Annotated in this window: 16 protein-coding genes; 3 read left to right on the top strand and 13 right to left on the bottom strand. The window is 40.2% G+C overall.

Annotation, left to right across the window (positions count from 1 at the left end; translation table 11 throughout):
- Window positions 1-4: 4 nt before the first annotated feature.
- The 4 genes from LG330_RS07930 to LG330_RS07915 form a co-directional block, all read right to left on the bottom strand.
- Entirely contained in the window at window positions 5-229 is a 225-nt protein-coding gene (locus LG330_RS07930; protein WP_404408870.1) for a hypothetical protein, read from the bottom strand.
- An 85-nt stretch (window positions 230-314) separates the two neighbouring features.
- Window positions 315-2,399 (bottom strand): EAL domain-containing protein, encoded by a 2,085-nt coding sequence (locus LG330_RS07925; RefSeq protein ID WP_404408869.1) that lies wholly within the window; start codon window positions 2,397-2,399, stop codon window positions 315-317.
- Window positions 2,400-2,506: 107 nt separating this feature from the next.
- Window positions 2,507-4,588, bottom strand: coding sequence for an RNA degradosome polyphosphate kinase (locus LG330_RS07920; protein ID WP_404408868.1), 2,082 nt, complete (start codon window positions 4,586-4,588; stop codon window positions 2,507-2,509).
- A gap of 11 nt (window positions 4,589-4,599) precedes the next feature.
- Window positions 4,600-6,141, bottom strand: coding sequence for a Ppx/GppA family phosphatase (locus tag LG330_RS07915; protein ID WP_404408866.1), 1,542 nt, complete (start codon window positions 6,139-6,141; stop codon window positions 4,600-4,602).
- 78 nt (window positions 6,142-6,219) lie between these two features.
- Between LG330_RS07915 and LG330_RS07910 the strand changes: the two genes are divergently transcribed.
- Window positions 6,220-6,657, top strand: a complete 438-nt coding sequence (locus LG330_RS07910) for a YkyB family protein (protein WP_404408865.1) — start codon at window positions 6,220-6,222, stop codon at window positions 6,655-6,657.
- A 77-nt stretch (window positions 6,658-6,734) separates the two neighbouring features.
- On the opposite strand, the gene LG330_RS07905 is transcribed toward LG330_RS07910, so the two are convergent.
- The 4 genes from LG330_RS07905 to corA form a co-directional block, all read right to left on the bottom strand.
- Window positions 6,735-7,640, bottom strand: coding sequence for a chemotaxis protein (locus tag LG330_RS07905; protein ID WP_404408863.1), 906 nt, complete (start codon window positions 7,638-7,640; stop codon window positions 6,735-6,737).
- Between the two features lie 85 nt (window positions 7,641-7,725).
- Window positions 7,726-8,175: a TlpA disulfide reductase family protein gene (locus LG330_RS07900; RefSeq protein ID WP_404408861.1), complete on the bottom strand. Its 450-nt coding sequence runs from the start codon at window positions 8,173-8,175 to the stop codon at window positions 7,726-7,728.
- Between the two features lie 109 nt (window positions 8,176-8,284).
- Entirely contained in the window at window positions 8,285-9,595 is a 1,311-nt protein-coding gene (locus LG330_RS07895) for an MFS transporter (RefSeq protein ID WP_404408859.1), read from the bottom strand.
- A gap of 176 nt (window positions 9,596-9,771) precedes the next feature.
- On the bottom strand, window positions 9,772-10,773 hold the full coding sequence (gene corA / locus LG330_RS07890; protein WP_404408858.1) for a magnesium/cobalt transporter CorA: 1,002 nt from the start codon (window positions 10,771-10,773) through the stop codon (window positions 9,772-9,774).
- A gap of 138 nt (window positions 10,774-10,911) precedes the next feature.
- On the opposite strand from corA, the gene LG330_RS07885 reads away from it, so the two are divergent.
- Window positions 10,912-12,042: an aminotransferase class I/II-fold pyridoxal phosphate-dependent enzyme gene (locus LG330_RS07885; protein ID WP_404408856.1), complete on the top strand. Its 1,131-nt coding sequence runs from the start codon at window positions 10,912-10,914 to the stop codon at window positions 12,040-12,042.
- Window positions 12,043-12,103: 61 nt separating this feature from the next.
- Here the strand turns inward: LG330_RS07885 and LG330_RS07880 are convergent, their stop codons facing one another.
- On the bottom strand, window positions 12,104-12,967 hold the full coding sequence (locus tag LG330_RS07880; RefSeq protein WP_404408854.1) for an NAD(P)-dependent oxidoreductase: 864 nt from the start codon (window positions 12,965-12,967) through the stop codon (window positions 12,104-12,106).
- Window positions 12,968-13,057: 90 nt separating this feature from the next.
- On the opposite strand from LG330_RS07880, the gene LG330_RS07875 reads away from it, so the two are divergent.
- Window positions 13,058-13,714, top strand: coding sequence for a GNAT family N-acetyltransferase (locus LG330_RS07875; RefSeq protein WP_404408852.1), 657 nt, complete (start codon window positions 13,058-13,060; stop codon window positions 13,712-13,714).
- 126 nt (window positions 13,715-13,840) lie between these two features.
- Here LG330_RS07875 and ptsP read toward each other — a convergent pair whose 3' ends face one another.
- The 4 genes from ptsP to LG330_RS07855 all read right to left on the bottom strand — a co-directional run bounded on the left by ptsP (window position 13,841) and on the right by LG330_RS07855 (window position 17,845).
- Window positions 13,841-15,559: a phosphoenolpyruvate--protein phosphotransferase gene (ptsP, locus tag LG330_RS07870; protein WP_404408851.1), complete on the bottom strand. Its 1,719-nt coding sequence runs from the start codon at window positions 15,557-15,559 to the stop codon at window positions 13,841-13,843.
- A gap of 2 nt (window positions 15,560-15,561) precedes the next feature.
- Window positions 15,562-15,825: a phosphocarrier protein HPr gene (locus tag LG330_RS07865; protein ID WP_039808554.1), complete on the bottom strand. Its 264-nt coding sequence runs from the start codon at window positions 15,823-15,825 to the stop codon at window positions 15,562-15,564.
- A 187-nt stretch (window positions 15,826-16,012) separates the two neighbouring features.
- Entirely contained in the window at window positions 16,013-16,825 is an 813-nt protein-coding gene (locus LG330_RS07860) for a hypothetical protein (RefSeq protein ID WP_404408849.1), read from the bottom strand.
- 303 nt (window positions 16,826-17,128) lie between these two features.
- A complete protein-coding gene (locus LG330_RS07855; RefSeq protein WP_404408847.1) occupies window positions 17,129-17,845 on the bottom strand; it encodes an SDR family NAD(P)-dependent oxidoreductase in 717 nt (238 codons plus the stop codon).
- Window position 17,846: the final 1 nt, after the last annotated feature.

Raw genomic sequence — 17,846 nt, 5'->3', positions numbered from 1 at the left:
CAGTTTACTGATGATGATCCTGATGAATTGTATTCTTATGGTGCAGCTTTGCAATCGCACGTACAATTGTTTTTTTCTTATTAAAGCCAGTTGCAGATACATGTTCTTTGTTCAGTTCCGCATAAACCGTGCCCTTTGATTTTTCTTCATTAAAACCTTCAATATATACTGTAATCACACCTGGGTTTACCGGAATACGAAGGATATTAAGTGTCAGCCCTTTTTTCAATTGAAAAAGCTCCTTTAGTAAAATACTTAAATTCTGCACAACAGCTTTACAGTAAACTACTAAAAGAAAAATGTCAATCTATCTTTTATCCGATATCAAGCAGCTTCTTTTCCATTTCCGCTGAAGGCAGCGGCTTACTGAAAAAGTATCCCTGTCCCTTCTGACAGTGTTCTTTTCTTAAGAATGATACTTGTGCCATTTCCTCCACTCCCTCTGCGACAACTTCAAGACCCAGGCTGTGTGCAAGATGAATGATGGTTTTTGTAATTGCTGCATCCTTACATTCAGATTGGATTTCCCGAACGAATGACTGATCAATTTTTAAAATGTCTATCGGAAAAAGCCTGAGATAATTTAAAGATGAATAACCGGTACCAAAATCGTCGACCGATATTTTGACACCAACTTTCTTCAGTTTTTTCAGCATCACTAAAGTTGTATTCATATTACTCATTGCACTTTCAGTAATTTCAATTTCAAGCAGGCTTGCATCAATATGATATTTATTCAGTGCATTCATAATGATCTGATCAAAATCAGTCTGTGCAAATTGCTTTGGAGATATATTAACAGCAATACGTATATGGTTGATTCCCTGTAAGCCCCATGACTGAAGCTGAAGGCACGCCTGCTCAATTACCCAGGCTCCGATTGTATGAATTAAACCGTTTTCTTCTGCCATAGGAATAAATTCTGAAGGAGGGACTGCTCCAAACTTTCTGTTATTCCATCTAAGAAGTGCTTCAACACTTGATATTTCTCCATTTTGCAGATCTACCTGTGGCTGATAATGAAGAGACAGTTCATTCAGTTCGATCGCTCTTCTGAGATGTGTTTCCATGATCATCCGGTCAGGAAAAGCCGGTGTCATTTCATTATGGTAAAAGCCTACAGCTGGTCCGCCCGCTTTCTTCACCGCCTGTAAAGCCTGTGCCGCCCGATTGATCAGTACTTCGCTATGTATGCCATCTGCAGGGAATACACTGATCCCGATGCTTGCTGTGACAAAGTACTCCTGGCTGTTAATATTAAACGGCTCCTGGAATAAGCTCAGCACTTGGTCAGCAAAGTGTTTGGATTGAACCTGCGTTGTGTGATGCAGAAGAAAAACAAATTCATCCGCGTTAAGCCTGTATAATGAATCCTTTTCAGCAAGTAACGTCCTTAATCTGCCCGCTACTTTTTTCAGCAGTTCATCTCCGGCGTTAAATCCGAGCGTATTATTCAGTTTCTTAAAGTTATCCAGATCCAGACATAAGATAGAATGAGTATCTCCAGTCAGCTCTGATAGTTCATCGATATGCGTGCTGAATGCCTGCCGGTTATATAATCCGGTCAGCCTGTCGTGAAGATAGAGAAAATCCATTTTTTCTTTTGTTTCCTGCTCACAGGTTGCATCTCGGATGATCATAAATACGCCTCTGGCATGTCCCTGAACGATAATAGGAACAAACTTTGCGTGTACGACGATTGCAGTGCCTTCTGCAGTTGAAGCAGGAATAAAATGAAGTTCATGCGGTCCGTTTGTTACTGCTTTTTGAATACAATTCACTGCATTAAATGCTGTTCCAACTGAGAACAAAGCTGAAACGGGCTGATTTACCAGACGGTCAGCCTCTGTAGCAAATGTTCTGACTGCAGCCTGGTTGACGGAAGTGATGATACCATTTTCTGACAACGTCAAAACAGCATCCAGGTTATGCTGAACGATTGATTGATAGTGCTCATGCAGATTCCTAAGCTTCATCTTCTCGTTTTCTTCATCCGTTACATCACGGACAACCGCTACAATATAATGGCGATGACTCTGATCATCTGACAAGGTAGTCAGATTGGTCTCATAATAAACTGTTTGACCTTCTATATGGATCAGGTCACGATAACGAAAATCTTTATTGCTCTTTTTTGCATGTCTGTATAACTCGATCAGCTTTGAGCTGATTCTTCCCATTACCTCCTGAAGACTTTTTCCAATAATCTGATCATTTTTTTTATCAACGATACGAAGGGCAGACAGGTTCGCATATTTATAAATAAATTCTTCTCCGACCTCTTCCATAATGAAAACTGCATCTGCAATGTGTTTTGTAATAATAACTGAGAGCATATCAAACATTTGAGTTTGAAAATCTTTTTGATCATCAATTGACTGTGTGTGTGGGGTTTCCATGATTCCATCCTTCCGATAGACGTACTGCTCTAATCATTCCAAATTTCATTTTCAAAGTCAATCAGTTTATGAAACTTTAGAATCAGTTGAGTGGTTATATTTGCTCATCATTCTTCCCCTTCACTGATTCTATATGCCTCCTCCAGACATATTTTCTGTGCATGAATCTCACAGCTGTCGCCTTTATCAACATATGAATAAACACCGTTTTGATCCTGAACCCTGGCTTTCATATTATCTGAGAGCTGAAGGTCCAATATTTTCTTAATTCTGGTTTTATGGATCTGCTCTGTAATCGGAAACAGCAGTTCAACCCGCTTATCCATATTTCTGGTCATCATGTCCGCTGAAGATAGAAGACATTTTTCCTCACCATTATGATGAAAATAATAAATTCTGCTATGCTCAAGGAATCTGCCAACAATACTTCTGACTGAAATATGCTCGCTTACTCCTTGAATACCGGGCTTTAGACAGCAGATCCCCCGGATAATCAATTCAACTTTTACACCGGCAGCAGATGCTTCGTAAAATTTCATTATAAGTGGCTTATCAGTAAGCGAATTCATCTTTGCAATAATATGCCCATTTTTATGTTTTTTATGAAATGCTATTTCCTTATCAATCATTTCAATAAATGCATCACGTATTGAAAATGGCGCTACAATTAAATGATGATAGGATGGTTTTTCTGTATACCCGCTCAAATAATTGAAGAAATTCGTCGCATCTGTACCAAATTTTCTTTTCGTCGTGATAATACTCATGTCTGTATAGATTTTCGCTGTCTGATCATTATAATTACCGGTTCCAAGGTGTACAAACCGTTCAATTTTCTGATCTTTTTTGCGGACAATCAATGTAATCTTGCTGTGGGTTTTCAAAAAAGTCATGCCATAAATGACGTGACAGCCTGCTTTTTCAAGCTCCTTTGCCCATTGAACATTGTTTTCTTCATCGAATCTCGCTTTTAATTCAACAAGGACCGTCACCTGTTTACCATTTTCAGCAGCCTTTTTTAATGCATTGATAATAGGTGAACCGCCACTTACACGATAGAGCGTCTGTTTAATAGCAAGTACGTCAGGATCCTCAGCAGCTTCATCTATAAAATCGACAATCGGATTAAAGGATTCATATGGATGATGAAAAAACAGATCTCTTTTCAGTGCTTTGTCAAAAATATTCTCAGCAGGCTGAAGGTCGCCCGGGGGCTGGGGAATGAACGATTCAAAAATCAGATCATCCTTATCTTTTGAACACGTTTTGATAAAATCAAATAAACACGTTAAATCGAGTGGTCCCCGGATTGAGTAGACATCTATTTCTTCGATTTCGAGTTCTTCAGTCAATATTGAAAGAAGTTTTTGCGGAGCATGCTCATGGTCAATTTCAAGTCTGATAGCTGCCCCCCATTTTCTCTTTTTCAGTTCTTTCTCAATTTCAAGCAGAAGGTCACGGGCCCCTTCTTCATGGATGGTTAAATCAGCATTTCGTGTAATTCTGAAAAGCAGACTGGAAGTCACGCTATAGCCGACAAATAATCTGTCTATAAAGTGTTTGATCATATCTTCAAGCATGATAAATTCATAGCCGGTGATTGAAGGCAGCCTGATAAAGCGCGGAAGGACAGAGGGTACCTGAACAATCGCTACCTTTTTATCCTGTTGTTTACACGATAATTCAACAATGATATTCAGAGTTTTATTTAATAAAATCGGAAATGGCCGGTAAGCATCCACTGCGAGTGGCGTGAGTACAGGAAACACCTGCTCTTTGAAGAAATGCTCGGTGAACGACTGCTGTTTGGAAGACAGGTCATTGACTGACTTAATTAAAATATCTTCTTTTTTTAATTCCTTTTCAAGTGTGGAAAACGTTTGGTACTGGAGTTTAACAAGGTGATGTGTTTTCTCTGAAATCGCACTCAGCTGCTGCTTTGGAGTAAGTCCCGCTTTATTTTCAGGCTTAGTAAAGTTTGCTTTCACCTGATCCTTTAGACCAGCCACACGAACCATATAAAATTCATCAAGATTTGAACTGAAGATCGCGAGAAATCTAAGACGTTCAAGCAACGGGTTTGTCATATCAAATGACTCTTCAAGCACTCTCTGATTAAATGCCAGCCAGCTGAGTTCACGATTATTATAATTCTCAGGTTTGCTGAATTTTTTATTGGTTTGTCCCATAATGATCTCTCCTAAGCTTCCTGCTTAATTGGAATAAAGTCGAGTACAAGTGAGGTTTTCAAAGTTTTTTCCAAGTGCTTTTTTTGCTTATTAGCCTGGTATTCTTCTGCTAATGTTCGCCCTTCAGCAAAGAGACTTAAATATATTTTCTCTCCTTTTTTTCTCATTTCGATCTGATTAATCAGGTTTCTCTTTGACCCATTCAAACTGTATGCCAATTTAATTAAAGAACCGATCAATCTGATTTCATGGAGCTCCTCATCGCTGAACCAGCCATCAAATGGCTCTAAAAACTGCTGGAACATTGATTTACTTTTAAAAGAAGCTGCCAAAGCAAGTGCAATCCGGTCTTTATGTAATACACCATCAATTGACCGGTTAGCAATAATATAAAAAGTATGCTGACTGCTTGAATCTGAATCAATATATTCACCAAGATAATAAAGGAATGCCGCCCTTTTAAGCAGCTGAAGTCCTTTTTCTGACTCGTTCAGCTCTCCGAGTGCGCCAAGGTGGGAGTACAATTCAGTTGCGAGCGAAATCATATGATCCGCTTCAGACTTTTCAATCGCGTAATCAAAAGCGAGCTCGTTCATACTCGATAGAAAGACCTTTTCCTTATCGAGCGGTGCAGCATATTTTTTCATCAGCTCTCTGAACACAATGCCATCGCGGAGGCCCTTTCTGCTGAACATAAACCCTTTTGCATCAACAATGTCATACAGTTCACAAAACACTTGAGAAGCCGGCGCAATAATATCTGTCCGGTCACTTGATAATCCGTCAAGTTTTTCAAGATCATCCTTTGTCATATTAACCAGTTCGTCATTCACCTCTTTCAGATCATTTTCATTCATCCAGTACTGATGAACACTGGCAATTGGATAGTTAACGGATTGCTGATGAATCTGCGCAATATTCCGTGCACTTCCGCCAATCGCGACAATTGGAACCTTCTTATCTGACAGCCAGTCCAGACTTAAAAAAGAATCTCTGATAAATTTAATCAGCTTCTTTCTTTCACTCTTTGTCATCTGCTCACCGGACATAAAATCTTTTTTCAGGGAAACCGCTCCAAAAGGAAAGCTGTGCGAGTGCTGAAGCTGTTTATGCTCATAATAAGTTACTTCTGTACTCCCACCACCAATATCAATCGTTACAGCAGACATAACAGGCGTGGAATGGATTACAGCAAGAAAGCCAAAAAACGCTTCTTCTTCTTCGGTCAGAATCTTTATACTGATCCCTGTTTTCTCTTTCATTTTCTTAACGATCTCATCACTGTTTTTAGCCTGCCGAACTGCGGCTGTTGCAGCTGCACGGATATCTCTAATTTTATGAAAATCAATAATCTCGTTAAACGCGAGCAGTGCTTCCTCAAGAATTTCTATACCCTCGTCAGTCAGGTTCTGGTCGTCATCAAGATACGATTTTAACCGCGCTACTGTTTTAATATTCTCAATTTCTTTCATCCCTTTTTCAGGATCATATTCATAAAGCACGAGTCTGATTGTATTTGATCCAATATCGATAACTGCTGTGGTATTCTTCAACCTTCATCACGCTCCAGCTTTAAAATTTCAGTTATTTGAGGTATACTTGTCCAAATCAAATGAAAAGGTAGTGAAAAAATGAGTGAACCCTCAGAACTTTCTTCAGAGAGAATTGCGCAGGCCATTTTTACTGTAAATAAACATGCAAAAACAGCGCCGGATTCAAAATTTCTGTATCAGATGAAAAAAGCTGCAATTGATCAGATGCTGAAAGAAGGAAAAGCCAAGAAAGTCGGGCTCCAATACTCCAGAAATCCAGGGTTAAGTCAGCAGCGCTCAGACTTATTAGTAGAATGTGCAGACTACATGTTTCACATCCCTCCCCAAAAGACAGACTTCAAAGAACTCCCGCATCTCGGAAAGCTTTCAGACAATGTCAGAAACCCCAAAACCAGAATGAATCTCAGGGAAGCTAAAAGCATTCTGCAGTCATACACAGGACTTAAACCAGTACAGGATCAACATCATCAGAAACCGGCTTATCAGCGCCCTGTATTCAAACGCCTTGGGGAATAGTTGATATTACTCTCTTCCCTTAACTGTATAGACAAAAAACCGGAGCAGCTCAAATATTTGTCTGCTCCGGTTTTTTTTTACAGGATTAACCGGTCGATTGAATGAATCAGCTGATTGATCTCAGGCTTACTAATCTGATCATCTGCACCCACTCTATTTCCTTTGTGTTTTAAATCATCCGTGATTAATGATGAAAAGATCACAACCGGTAACTTTTTCAGATCCTGATGTTCTTTAATCCTTTTTGTTAAATGATGCCCATCCATCTGCGGCATTTCAATATCAGTAATCACTAGTTGTACGTGATCTTCAATTTTTGTCTGATTAGATGTCAGTGATTCAAGATAATGCAGCGCATCCTGACCATTCTCAAAAAACTCAGCATGGTCATATCCTGCTTCTCTCAAGGTGTCTGAAAGCAGTTGTCTGAGCAGTGGTGAGTCTTCAGCGACAACCAGCTTTTTCTCTGATCTATCTCTCGCTCCCAGCTTCCTTACCATCCCTACATTAATGCCCGTTTCCGGATTGATCTCAAGGATAATACTCTCGAAGTCGAGCAAAAGCAGCATGTCATCATTCCGCTTAATTACACCAATCACTTTCGTATGATTACTCTGATACATGTCAGATGGCTTTTCAATCTGATCCCACGAAACTCTGTGAATCATCGAAACATTATCTACATGAAAAACTACTTTTTGCTGATTGAATTCTGACACGATATATTTTTCCTGTGAATTTGTTTCACCAGTTCCGCTGCCAAGTACCTGTCTCATATCTATTACAGGTAACACTTCTCCTCTCAGCTGGATAATACCTTTTATATAATGATGAGAATGAGGAATTGGAATAACCGGCACTGGCTGTATAATTTCTTTTACCTTAATTACGTTAATCCCGTACTTACTCCCATTTACTTCAAATTCAACGATTTCAAGCTCATTCGTCCCGCTTTCAAGCAGGATGCCATTCTGTTCTGTCATATGTATCTCTCCTTTTACGTCCATAACAAAAAACTTCCTTCACCCTGTATATCGGGTAAAGGAAGTTTTTAATTAAGTGATCATATTATTTTTCTTCAGTGCCAAGCACTCTGTTCAGACGCTTACGGAGCATTTTCATTCCGCTGCCGCCAGCCTGGAAATGACGAAGCTGCCCTTCTTTGTCAAATACGTAATAAGCTGGTACGTACTGATTTTCGAATGCTTCAGTCAGCTTGTGCTCACTGTCCACATAGACTGGCTGTGAGATATCATGGTCCTTTGCAACCTGCTCAATGACCTCCATATCAAGGTCATCTTCGGAACGGGGCATATGAACAGCTACTACGTTCAGGTCTTCTTCATATTCATCACGCAGTTCATTAATGTCAGGCATTGCTTCTTTACAAAGGTGACAGCTGACTGACCAGAAATGAATGAGCGTTGGTTTTTCTCCAACCAGTTCTTCTCTCGTTACTTCATTGTTTAACCATTTTACCGCGCCGTCCATTTCAGGCATTGGTGCTCTTAGTTTCATGTCTAATTCCTCCTGGCAACTTTCTTGAACCTATTCATAAATAGGGACCCTAATTTAAAATCATTATTAAAAAACACAATTTTCATTATAGGAATGACTGTCCTCAGAGTCAAGTATTGGCATGAGGTTCCGGCTGTTTCACTTTAATTAGCAGGATCATACCGATGACTGCCATCACGATCAGTGAGGAAATGGCAATTCTGCTCGCAAGCTCTCCATATTCTCTCAGGTTAAGCGTTATGGTTCCGTAAACAGCAGGTCCTATAATAGATGAAACTTTTCCTGAAAAAGCAAATAATCCGAAAAACTGTCCTCTTTTTTCATATGGTGTCAGATCAATAATGAGCGTTCTTGACGTTACCCACATTGAGCCGAGCGCAATTCCAATCAGTGCGCCTGCAATCCAGAACATCCACTGTGCTGTCGCCAGTGCTGCAATCGTCAGCGCTGTGATTAAAATAATGGATACCAGCATAACACCGATTTTTGCACCGGTTTTTTTTGTAATGTACCCAAAAATAAATGATCCTATGACTGCAAAAATGGTTGAACCCAAATATAAAATGATGAATTGTCCACTTGAAAAACCGACGACAGCTGTTGCATAGATTGCCATGATTGCAATCGTTGTAGCAATTGCATCGTTTAAAAAAAAATATGAGAGCATAAAAGTAAATGTATTTTTATAAGATTTCATTTCTTTCAACGTCGCATAGATTTCTTTGTAGCCTGTCAGGAAATGCTCTTTCTTAGCTTTCTTTGCAGGTGTGTCCTTCAGAAAAAAGAACAATGGAAGCGAAAACAGTAAATACATAACAGCGGTCGGAATAAATGCCTGTTCCGGGCTTCCTTCCTGTACAAATAAATAAACAGAGAGCCCGACAATTGTCCCTAAATACCCGACTGCTACTCCAAACCCGGAGATAAGCGGAATTTCTTCTTTTGTACCCAGATCACCAAGCATCGTGTCATAAAAAACAAGGCTGCTGTTGAAAAAGAATTTTGCAGCTACAAATGCAATGACGACAAAAAATAAATTAATCGGGAGGTTGAACCACTCCCCTGACATATCAGTTACAGCAAAAATCCCCATCAAAAATGTTCCGACAATCGATAACGACGCCAGCCAGACAATATACTTCTTTTTTTGTCCTGTCCGGTCTATCCATACACCGTAGAGCGGGGAAAAAACAACGAGTAAGAAGCTTGCAAATGCATTGGCATATGAAATGAAAGTACTTGCAACCTGTTCCATTTCAGCACTCCCGCCAATTTGTGCATCCAGATAAAACGGGAAAAATACTGTATTAATATTTGATGAAAAGATCGTATTTGCAAAATCATATAAAGCCCATGATAAAATCGGCAGCGTAAAAAACAGCTTCATTCCACTTCTTGGTGCCTGTTCAGTCCGGTTCATTCGGCTCTCCCCCATTTCTTTCCTCTACACTTCCATAACCGCCTTACAAAAACCTTTATTAAAATCATTAATTTCATGTAAAATCATTGCATTAAAAAAGAAGCTAAGACAAGTGTCTCAGCTTCTGAAAACGTTCCGCTCCGCATGACTGTATAACAGTTTTCTTACTTCAGATTTCAGCGTTTGAAAATTCTGCGGCGCTTTTTCTTTTTTGACCTTGAGAACTGAAGCCAGCCGATCTTTCTGAAAACAATAAACATAACAACGGCAATCAAAAACATGATGCCAAGCAGCACAAAATAGCCATATTCAAATTCAAGCTCGGGAATAAAAACAAAGTTCATCCCATATAACCCTGCTAAAAATGACAACGGCATAAAAATAGTCGTAATGACTGTCAGTGTCATCATGATGTTATTCATTTTATCTGAGCTGACTGAGATATAGTTATCTCTGATATCTGATGAAAATTCACGATAAGACTCAAGCATTTCTGTCAGCTTTATCACATGATCATTCACATCTGAAAAATATAATTGCTGATCTCTTGTTAAAGCTACATTTGTTCCATTTAGCAACCTGTACAGCATATCCCTGGTAGGGACAAGTGACCTCCTGAGCTTTTGCATATCATGCCTGACGTCAAATAGCCGGTCCATCAGGTCATGTGATGAGTTCTCATCTGTTTTCTCCTCAATACTGTTCAATACGTCTTCAATGCCGTAAACGGATGGAAAGTAATCATCCACAGTCATATCCAATATTGAATGCAGCAGCCCGATCGGATTTCCTTCTTCTGCAAGTCCTTCTCCGGACAGCTGCCTTTCCCAGATCTCATCGATCATGTTTAACTGATCATAATGCCAGGTTACGATCATCTTTTCATTCACAAATACATCAACCTCTTCAGCTTCATATGTATCCTTTGTTAAATGATGCAGAACCAGAAATATATATTGATGATAGCTATCGAATTTAGGGCGCTGATATCCCTTTTCCACACAGTCCTCAATTGCCAGCGGGTGAAATGAGAATGACTTTGACAATTCTTTACCTTCGCGCTCAGAAGGTTGGTTAAAATCAACCCACATCCACCTGAGACTGGCCTTTTTAGCATCTTTAATCGTATCAAATTGACTCAGGCTCCCTCCTGATGTCATGCCCATCACTCTGATCATAAAATTCACCTCCCAATCTTCATAATTGTTATTTATCCTTTAATCATCTTTTTTAACCAAAAATATTTCTCATGTCATCAGGAATCTATTTACGGTACAATATCTTTTATATACGCAATACTAAAGGAAGTGACCTTAATGAATGAAGCAGTAAAAAACATTGAAATATCAGGTATCAGGAAGTTCTTTAACAAAATCCAGCATATAGATGGCATGATCTCACTGACAATCGGGCAGCCGGACTTTCCAACTCCTTCACACATAAAAGAAGCTGCAAAGAATGCAATTGATCATAACCATACTAATTACACACATAATGCAGGTATTATAGAACTGAGAAAAGCAATCTCTGACTATATGTTGGAGAAATATCAGCTGAATTACCGGGCTGAAGATGAGGTGATCGTAACCAATGGTGCATCACAGGCAATTGACACGGCACTCAGAACCATTTTGTCTAAAAATGAGGAAGTGATTTTACCGGGTCCTGTCTATCCGGGTTACACGCCTGTCATTAAACAATGCGGGGCAGTGCCTGTTTTTATCAATACAACTGATCACCATTTTAAAATGACTGCCGATATGATCAGACCTTATATCACTGAACAGACATCCTGTATCATCCTGCCCTACCCCTCCAATCCGACCGGGGTCAGCCTGAATCGTTCAGAGCTGCAGGGGATCGCTGATTTGGCAGTTGAATTCGATTTATTGATTTTGGCTGACGAAATATACAGCGAACTGACTTATGATGAGACGCATGTCTCAATTGGTACAATTGCAAGAGAGCGGACAATCACCATTAACGGTCTCTCTAAATCCCATTCAATGACCGGCTGGAGAATCGGGGTATTAATGGCCCCTGAACATATTGCAGCACAATGCCTGAAGGTGCATCAATACACGGTTTCCTGTGCTTCTTCCATCTCTCAGTATGCTGCGCTTGCAGCTTATACAGCAGGCAAAAATGACGCTGAAACAATGAAGGAAGCTTACGGAAAAAGAAGGGCATTGACTGAGGAAAAGCTGAATGAGCTAGGGTTTGATGTTGTTAAACCTGACGGGGCCTTTTACTTCTTTGCCGGTATCCCCGGTGCGAAAAATGCTGAGGAATTTGCGCTTGATCTGGCAGCGCATGCAAAGGTCGGTGTAGTACCCGGCACTGCATTTGGACCTGAAGGAGAAGGTTATATACGGGTGTCTTATGCGTGTTCAGAAGATCAGCTGAATGAAGCGTTTGAGCGCATGAAAAATTATTTGTCCAGATGAATTAAAAACACCCTTTGAAATCCACCAGATTAAACTGCTGGATTTGCAGAGGGTGTTTTTGTTACATCTGGTCTTCGTATACTTTAAATAATGCTTGTGTCCCTTTTTCCGAAAGACCGATTGTCTGTGCCTGCTCGTAAGACTTTAATGCAAGCTCTAGCCCGGGCAGCGCGAGACCCATTCTTTTACTTTCTTCCAATGCGATTTTTAAGTCCTTAATAAAGTGATGAATATAAAAACCAGGCTCATAATCCCCTTTTAAAATTCGCGGCGCAAGATGACTCAGGCTCCAGCTTCCTGCGGCTCCCTGTGAAATACTTGCCAGCACCTTTTCAGGGTCAAGACCGGACTTTACTGCATAAGTCAACGCTTCACACACACCCATCATCGTTGACCCAATCACAATCTGATTGCTCATTTTTGTATGCTGACCGCTTCCAGCTTCACCATGATAAACAATATTAGAACCGAATAATTCAAGTACTGGCAGGATCTGCTCAAATACAGCTTCCTCGCCACCTGTCATAATTGATAGCGTTCCATTCTTGGCGCCGGTGTCACCGCCGGATACCGGTGCGTCAATCATGTGGATACCTTTATCCTTACCTTTTTCAAACAGGTCTATGGCCAGCCCCGGTTTAGAGGTTGTTAAATCAACACAGATCGTGCCTTCAGACGCAGCATTAAAAATGCCATTTTCACCTGAGTATACCTGCTGCACATCTTCAGAGTACCCTACCATTGTAAAAATCAGCCTGCACTCAGAAGCGAGGGACGCCGGTGTATCCTCCCAGACCGCTCCATGGCTGATCAATTCCTCCGCTTTTTGTTTTGTACGCGTGAAAATATGTACCGGATGCTCTTTTAACAAGTGCAGAACAATCGACTTTCCCATAACACCTGTTCCAATAAATCCAATTTTCATCCTGATCCCTCCTCATATTTATTGTGACTCACTTTTTGAAAATTGCAAATGATTGATTATGTTGATAAGATTGGCAAAAAGGAGGATGTTATGAATAAAAACCTGTATATCTTCAAAAATAAAAAAAGATATAGAGTAAATGTACGAAATTACAATCAAGAGGATTTTGAGGATTTAATTGACCTTCAGCGCAAAGCTTTTCCACCGCCTTTCCCGCCGGATTTACTATGGAATCATGAACAGCTGACCTCCCACATCACGAGATTTTCTGACGGTGCATTATGTATTGAGGTCGATGGTCAAATCGCAGGCTCTATTACTTCACTCAGAACCAATTATGCAAATGAAAGCCACACGTGGGAACAAATAACGTCAGACGGCTACATTACAAACCATGAAGATGACGGAGAGGTACTTTATATAGTTGATATTTGTATTGATCCTGATTACCGGGGGCTTGGGCTTGGAAAAGAGCTGATGAGGGCGAAGTATGAAACAGTCGTCTATCTGGGCGTTAAAAAGCTGGCAGGCGGCAGCAGAATGCCAGGCTACAAAAAAGTACGTGATAAGCTCACAATTGAAGCATATTATGAAAAGGTTGTAAAAGGGGAATTGGATGACCCGGTCGTTACTTTTTTAATGAAGTCAGGAAGGATGCCTGAACGGCTGATGAAGAATTATCTGGAGGATGAAGATTCAGCTGATTGCGCAGTGCTGATGATCTGGAAGAACCCTTTTATCACATAAAAAAAGAACCGGATTATGGGGGGAATCCGGTTCAAAAAAGGGAAATCAGAATGAAAAAGTATGCTTGTACTACTAATATACTTCCCCCTGTTCATTCATTTAATCCCGATTTTAGTAACATTTATATTACAAATTGATTTCTTTTTTTACAGCCTCAATAACTTCATCATTTGTTGAAAGTGTCAGTACGTGCTCAGCCAATGCTTTCATTTTATCATCTGAAAGCTGCTTGATCTGTGTACGTGCAGGCAGAATAGATGTAGCACTCATTGAGAATTCATCAAGTCCAAGTCCAAGGAGGATTGGAATTGCAATTTCATCTCCGGCCATTTCTCCACACATGCCAGTCCACTTGCCTTCTTTATGAGAAGCATCAATGACCATTTTAATCAGGCGCAGAATCGCCGGATTATAAGGCTGATATAGATATGAAACTCTTTCATTCATACGGTCAGCTGCCATTGTATACTGAATCAGGTCATTGGTACCGATGCTGAAAAAATCTACTTCCTTAGCAAACTGGTCTGCCATAACAGCAGTAGATGGAATTTCAACCATAATACCAACTTCAATAGAATCAGATACTTCTGTGCCTTCTGCAATCAGCTCTTCTTTCACTTCAAGAAGTAGCGCTTTTGCAGCTCTGAATTCTTCAAGATTTGAAATCATCGGGAACATGACTTTCAGGTTTCCGTATGAGCTAGCACGTAAAAGTGCACGCAGCTGTGTACGGAACAGGTCAGTCTGCTCAAGGCAAAGTCTGATCGCACGGAAGCCAAGGAATGGATTCATTTCTTCAGGCAGGTTCAGGTAAGGAAGTTCTTTGTCTCCGCCGATGTCAAGCGTACGAACAACAACCGGTTTACCTTTCATGCCTTCTAATACTGCTTTATAAGATTCGTACTGCTCATCCTCTGAAGGGAGTTCAGTACGGCCCATATAGAGAAATTCTGTACGGTAAAGACCAATTGCCTCGCCGCCGTTATTCGTTACACCTTCAAGATCCCCAGGTGTTCCGATATTAGCAGCAAGCTCCACATGACGGCCATCAGCTGTTACTGTTTTCTCATCTACAAGCTTTGCCCATTCTGCTTTCTGATCAGCAAAATCTGCAGCTTCCTGCTTATATTTACTAATGATTTCTTCAGTCGGATTCACATGAACTTCACCGTTCAGTCCGTCTACAATAACCATATCGCCATTTTCAATCGTCACAGTCGCTTCTTTCGTTCCTACGACAGCAGGAATTTCCATTGAACGTGCCATGATTGCTGAATGTGACGTACGGCCACCGATATTTGTTGTAAAGCCTTTAACAAATTCACGGTTTAATTGAGCAGTGTCAGAAGGTGTTAAGTCGTCAGCGATGACAACAACTTCTTCTGAGATCATGCTTGGGTTAAGTACTTTTACTCCAAGCAGATGGGATAGCACACGTTTAGTAACATCACGGATATCAGCAGCACGTTCTTTCATGTACTCGTTATCCATCTGTTCAAACATTGTAACAAACATATCTGCAGTTTCTTTAAGTGCTGCTTCAGCGTTTACCTGCTCGCTTTTGATCTTATCCTCAATCGGAGAGACCAGCTCAGGATCACTTAATACGAGTAGATGCGCTTCGAAAATCGCCGCTTTATCTTCACCAAGCTCAGTCTTGGCACGGTCGCGGATTACTTCAAGCTCTTGTTTTGATGTCTGTAGTGCTTCCTGGAAGCGCTGTACTTCCTGATCTGCATTCTCAACTTTCGTCTGTTCGAATGAAAGATCAGGCTCTACTAGACGGTAAGCCTTTGCAATCGCGATTCCGCTTGATGCCGCAATTCCTTTTAGTACTGAAGACATTCTTACGCCAGGCCTTCGTTTTTCAGTGTTTCTTCAAGACTTGCCAGCGCTTCCTCTTCGTCGCTTCCATCAGCATAAATTGTGATTTCAGCATCTTTACCTACACCAAGAGACATAACACCCATGATTGATTTAAGGTTTACTTTCTTACCTTTATACTCAAGCTGGATATCAGAATCGAACTTGCTTGCATTTTGAACAAGAATTGTTGCCGGACGTGCGTGGATTCCAGTTTCTGCTGTTACTGTAAAAGTTTTTTGTGTCATGATTAATTTTCTCCTTTTCTACACTTGTATTTACAACATCACCTTAATAAGTTAACGAATTCAGACGTTGCCGTCAATAAAAATCATTCCCTCACAGGCAATGAGTTAAAATAACCTCTTTAAATCATAAGAATAGCATGACAGCAGCATAAGCACAATGAATTTACTACGCTTCGGCATTCGTTTTTTAAAAGCTTTTGATTCTTTTTTCAAAATCCTTAACAAATTGTTCAAAAGATTTATATTCTGATTCTGTTAATTCTTCATCAGCGTAACGTATTTTTTCATATATTCCGGCAAAAACTTCCGCCTGCTGCAGATTCAGTCTGGTGAACCACTCTCTTACTGTTTCTGACTTAAGCCTTCCTGCATTCTTTTTTTGAGCCTTTTTTTCCAGCTTCAGCATTTCTTTTCTGATTACATGATTTGGTATTGTCATTTTCATTGAAGGTGGCAGATCAGCATCTTTCCTGCTTATGACCATCCCCTCATGATTTTTTTGCGTATATTGGAGCTGCATGCTAAATTTTTTCACTATCTTCCATGTGAAGAAAGTTAGCATCAACAGACCTGCGATTAATGCAACAAGTTCCACCTTACCAATCCTGACTGTTTGTTCAATCTCAGTTACTCCGAAAGGATTTGGGCTTAATAATCTCCCTCCTGCAGATGGTTCCTCTTCCTCCAGCGTAATTTCTGGGACATCAATATCTATCCCTGAACGATAAAGAAGAAGTGTGATTAATGAGATCATTAAACTTACGCCTTCAATAAGAAGAAGCCTGAAAGGTTTAATTAAAATGTAAATGGTTATTGCACCTGTTAGAAATAAACATGACCATTTGATATACAGCTTCATGGCTTTCTTTCCAGTATAACTGCTGAAGTAAGGAGCAGAACTATACAATATAAAACCTGCAATTAACGAAAGGATCACGGGTACCGCGGAATAAACCTCATAGGTTAACTGAAAACTGTAGACACCAATGAATACAATCATTAATAAAATAAGCTGAATTGTTGTGATTTCATATGAATCTTGATGATAAGACCTTGATAGCAATCGCCAGAATAAATATATGCCCAGCGTAATAATAGGAAGTGCTGACCATCCACTGAACAAAAGCGACAGCAGAGAGCCAAAAACAATTAGCATTGTTCCTGTCTGACGAATATTTCTACTAAGTAATGCAAGGACAAACAAGCCTGATCCATATAATATAGCAGCATAATGGACCGGGAATATTCCCCCTGCAGCAACTTCCGGATTAATGATCCGGAAGTCCATTATACTAAATATTAATTAATGCTCATAAATCATTTTTCTCGTCATACCACCGTCAATGACAAGATTCTCACCATTTATAAAATTATTTGATTCATCTGTAAGGAACAGACATGCTCTTGCAATATCTTCCGGCTTTCCTACCCGGTTGGACAGGTGCTGATCATGATCCACTTCCCTCAGTTCTTCATAATCACCTGTATGAATCCACCCCGGACTGATTGCATTTACTGTAATATCCTTTTCAGATAAAGTAACTGCCAGTGAATGAGTCAGTGCAAAAATACCGCCTTTTGTGGCTGCGTAACCCTCAGTATTCGGCTCTGACATGTGGGCACGTGTAGAACTAAGGTTCACGATCGCGCCGCCCTGGTCCATCAATCCGGCTGCCTCTCTCGAACAATAGAAAACACTCGAGAGATTAGTATGTAGAATACTTTCCCAATCTTCCACTGATACTTCCCATATTGATTTAAATTTGGAGATTCCTGCGTTATTAATTAAAATATCAATTGAACCTGATTTTTCTTTTACATGAGCAAAAAGATTTTTAACATGTTCATATTTGGATACATCAGCAATAACCGCTTCAGCATGCTCCAGCTTTCCGGCTTCTTCTTTCAGCTTATCCTCATTGATATCAACCATATAAACAAAAGCGCCGTCATTTACGTAAGCTTTTGCAATTGCAAGTCCTATCCCGTTTGCAGCACCTGTTACTACGACTGTTTTCATC

It is taken from the genome of Jeotgalibacillus malaysiensis, assembly GCF_044789845.1.
GTDB lineage: Bacteria > Bacillota > Bacilli > Bacillales > Jeotgalibacillaceae > Jeotgalibacillus > Jeotgalibacillus malaysiensis_A.
Note: the sequence above shows the minus strand (reverse complement) of the source record. Positions and strands in the feature narration are given on the sequence as shown.

What these genes read in the sequence shown, in the direction of transcription:
- LG330_RS07855 (WP_404408847.1), bottom strand. Translation starts at nt 17,845, where the DNA reads ATGAAAACAGTCGTAGTAACAGGTGCTGCAAACGGGATAGGACTTGCA.
- LG330_RS07900 (WP_404408861.1), bottom strand. Translation starts at nt 8,175, where the DNA reads ATGAAACTAAGAGCACCAATGCCTGAAATGGACGGCGCGGTAAAATGG.
- LG330_RS07910 (WP_404408865.1), top strand. Translation starts at nt 6,220, where the DNA reads ATGAGTGAACCCTCAGAACTTTCTTCAGAGAGAATTGCGCAGGCCATT.
- LG330_RS07885 (WP_404408856.1), top strand. Translation starts at nt 10,912, where the DNA reads ATGAATGAAGCAGTAAAAAACATTGAAATATCAGGTATCAGGAAGTTC.
- LG330_RS07865 (WP_039808554.1), bottom strand. Translation starts at nt 15,825, where the DNA reads ATGACACAAAAAACTTTTACAGTAACAGCAGAAACTGGAATCCACGCA.
- ptsP (WP_404408851.1), bottom strand. Translation starts at nt 15,559, where the DNA reads ATGTCTTCAGTACTAAAAGGAATTGCGGCATCAAGCGGAATCGCGATT.
- LG330_RS07860 (WP_404408849.1), bottom strand. Translation starts at nt 16,825, where the DNA reads ATGATTGTATTCATTGGTGTCTACAGTTTTCAGTTAACCTATGAGGTT.
- LG330_RS07920 (WP_404408868.1), bottom strand. Translation starts at nt 4,588, where the DNA reads ATGGGACAAACCAATAAAAAATTCAGCAAACCTGAGAATTATAATAAT.
- LG330_RS07880 (WP_404408854.1), bottom strand. Translation starts at nt 12,967, where the DNA reads ATGAAAATTGGATTTATTGGAACAGGTGTTATGGGAAAGTCGATTGTT.
- LG330_RS07875 (WP_404408852.1), top strand. Translation starts at nt 13,058, where the DNA reads ATGAATAAAAACCTGTATATCTTCAAAAATAAAAAAAGATATAGAGTA.
- corA (WP_404408858.1), bottom strand. Translation starts at nt 10,773, where the DNA reads ATGATCAGAGTGATGGGCATGACATCAGGAGGGAGCCTGAGTCAATTT.
- LG330_RS07905 (WP_404408863.1), bottom strand. Translation starts at nt 7,640, where the DNA reads ATGACAGAACAGAATGGCATCCTGCTTGAAAGCGGGACGAATGAGCTT.
- LG330_RS07925 (WP_404408869.1), bottom strand. Translation starts at nt 2,399, where the DNA reads ATGGAAACCCCACACACACAGTCAATTGATGATCAAAAAGATTTTCAA.
- LG330_RS07895 (WP_404408859.1), bottom strand. Translation starts at nt 9,595, where the DNA reads ATGAACCGGACTGAACAGGCACCAAGAAGTGGAATGAAGCTGTTTTTT.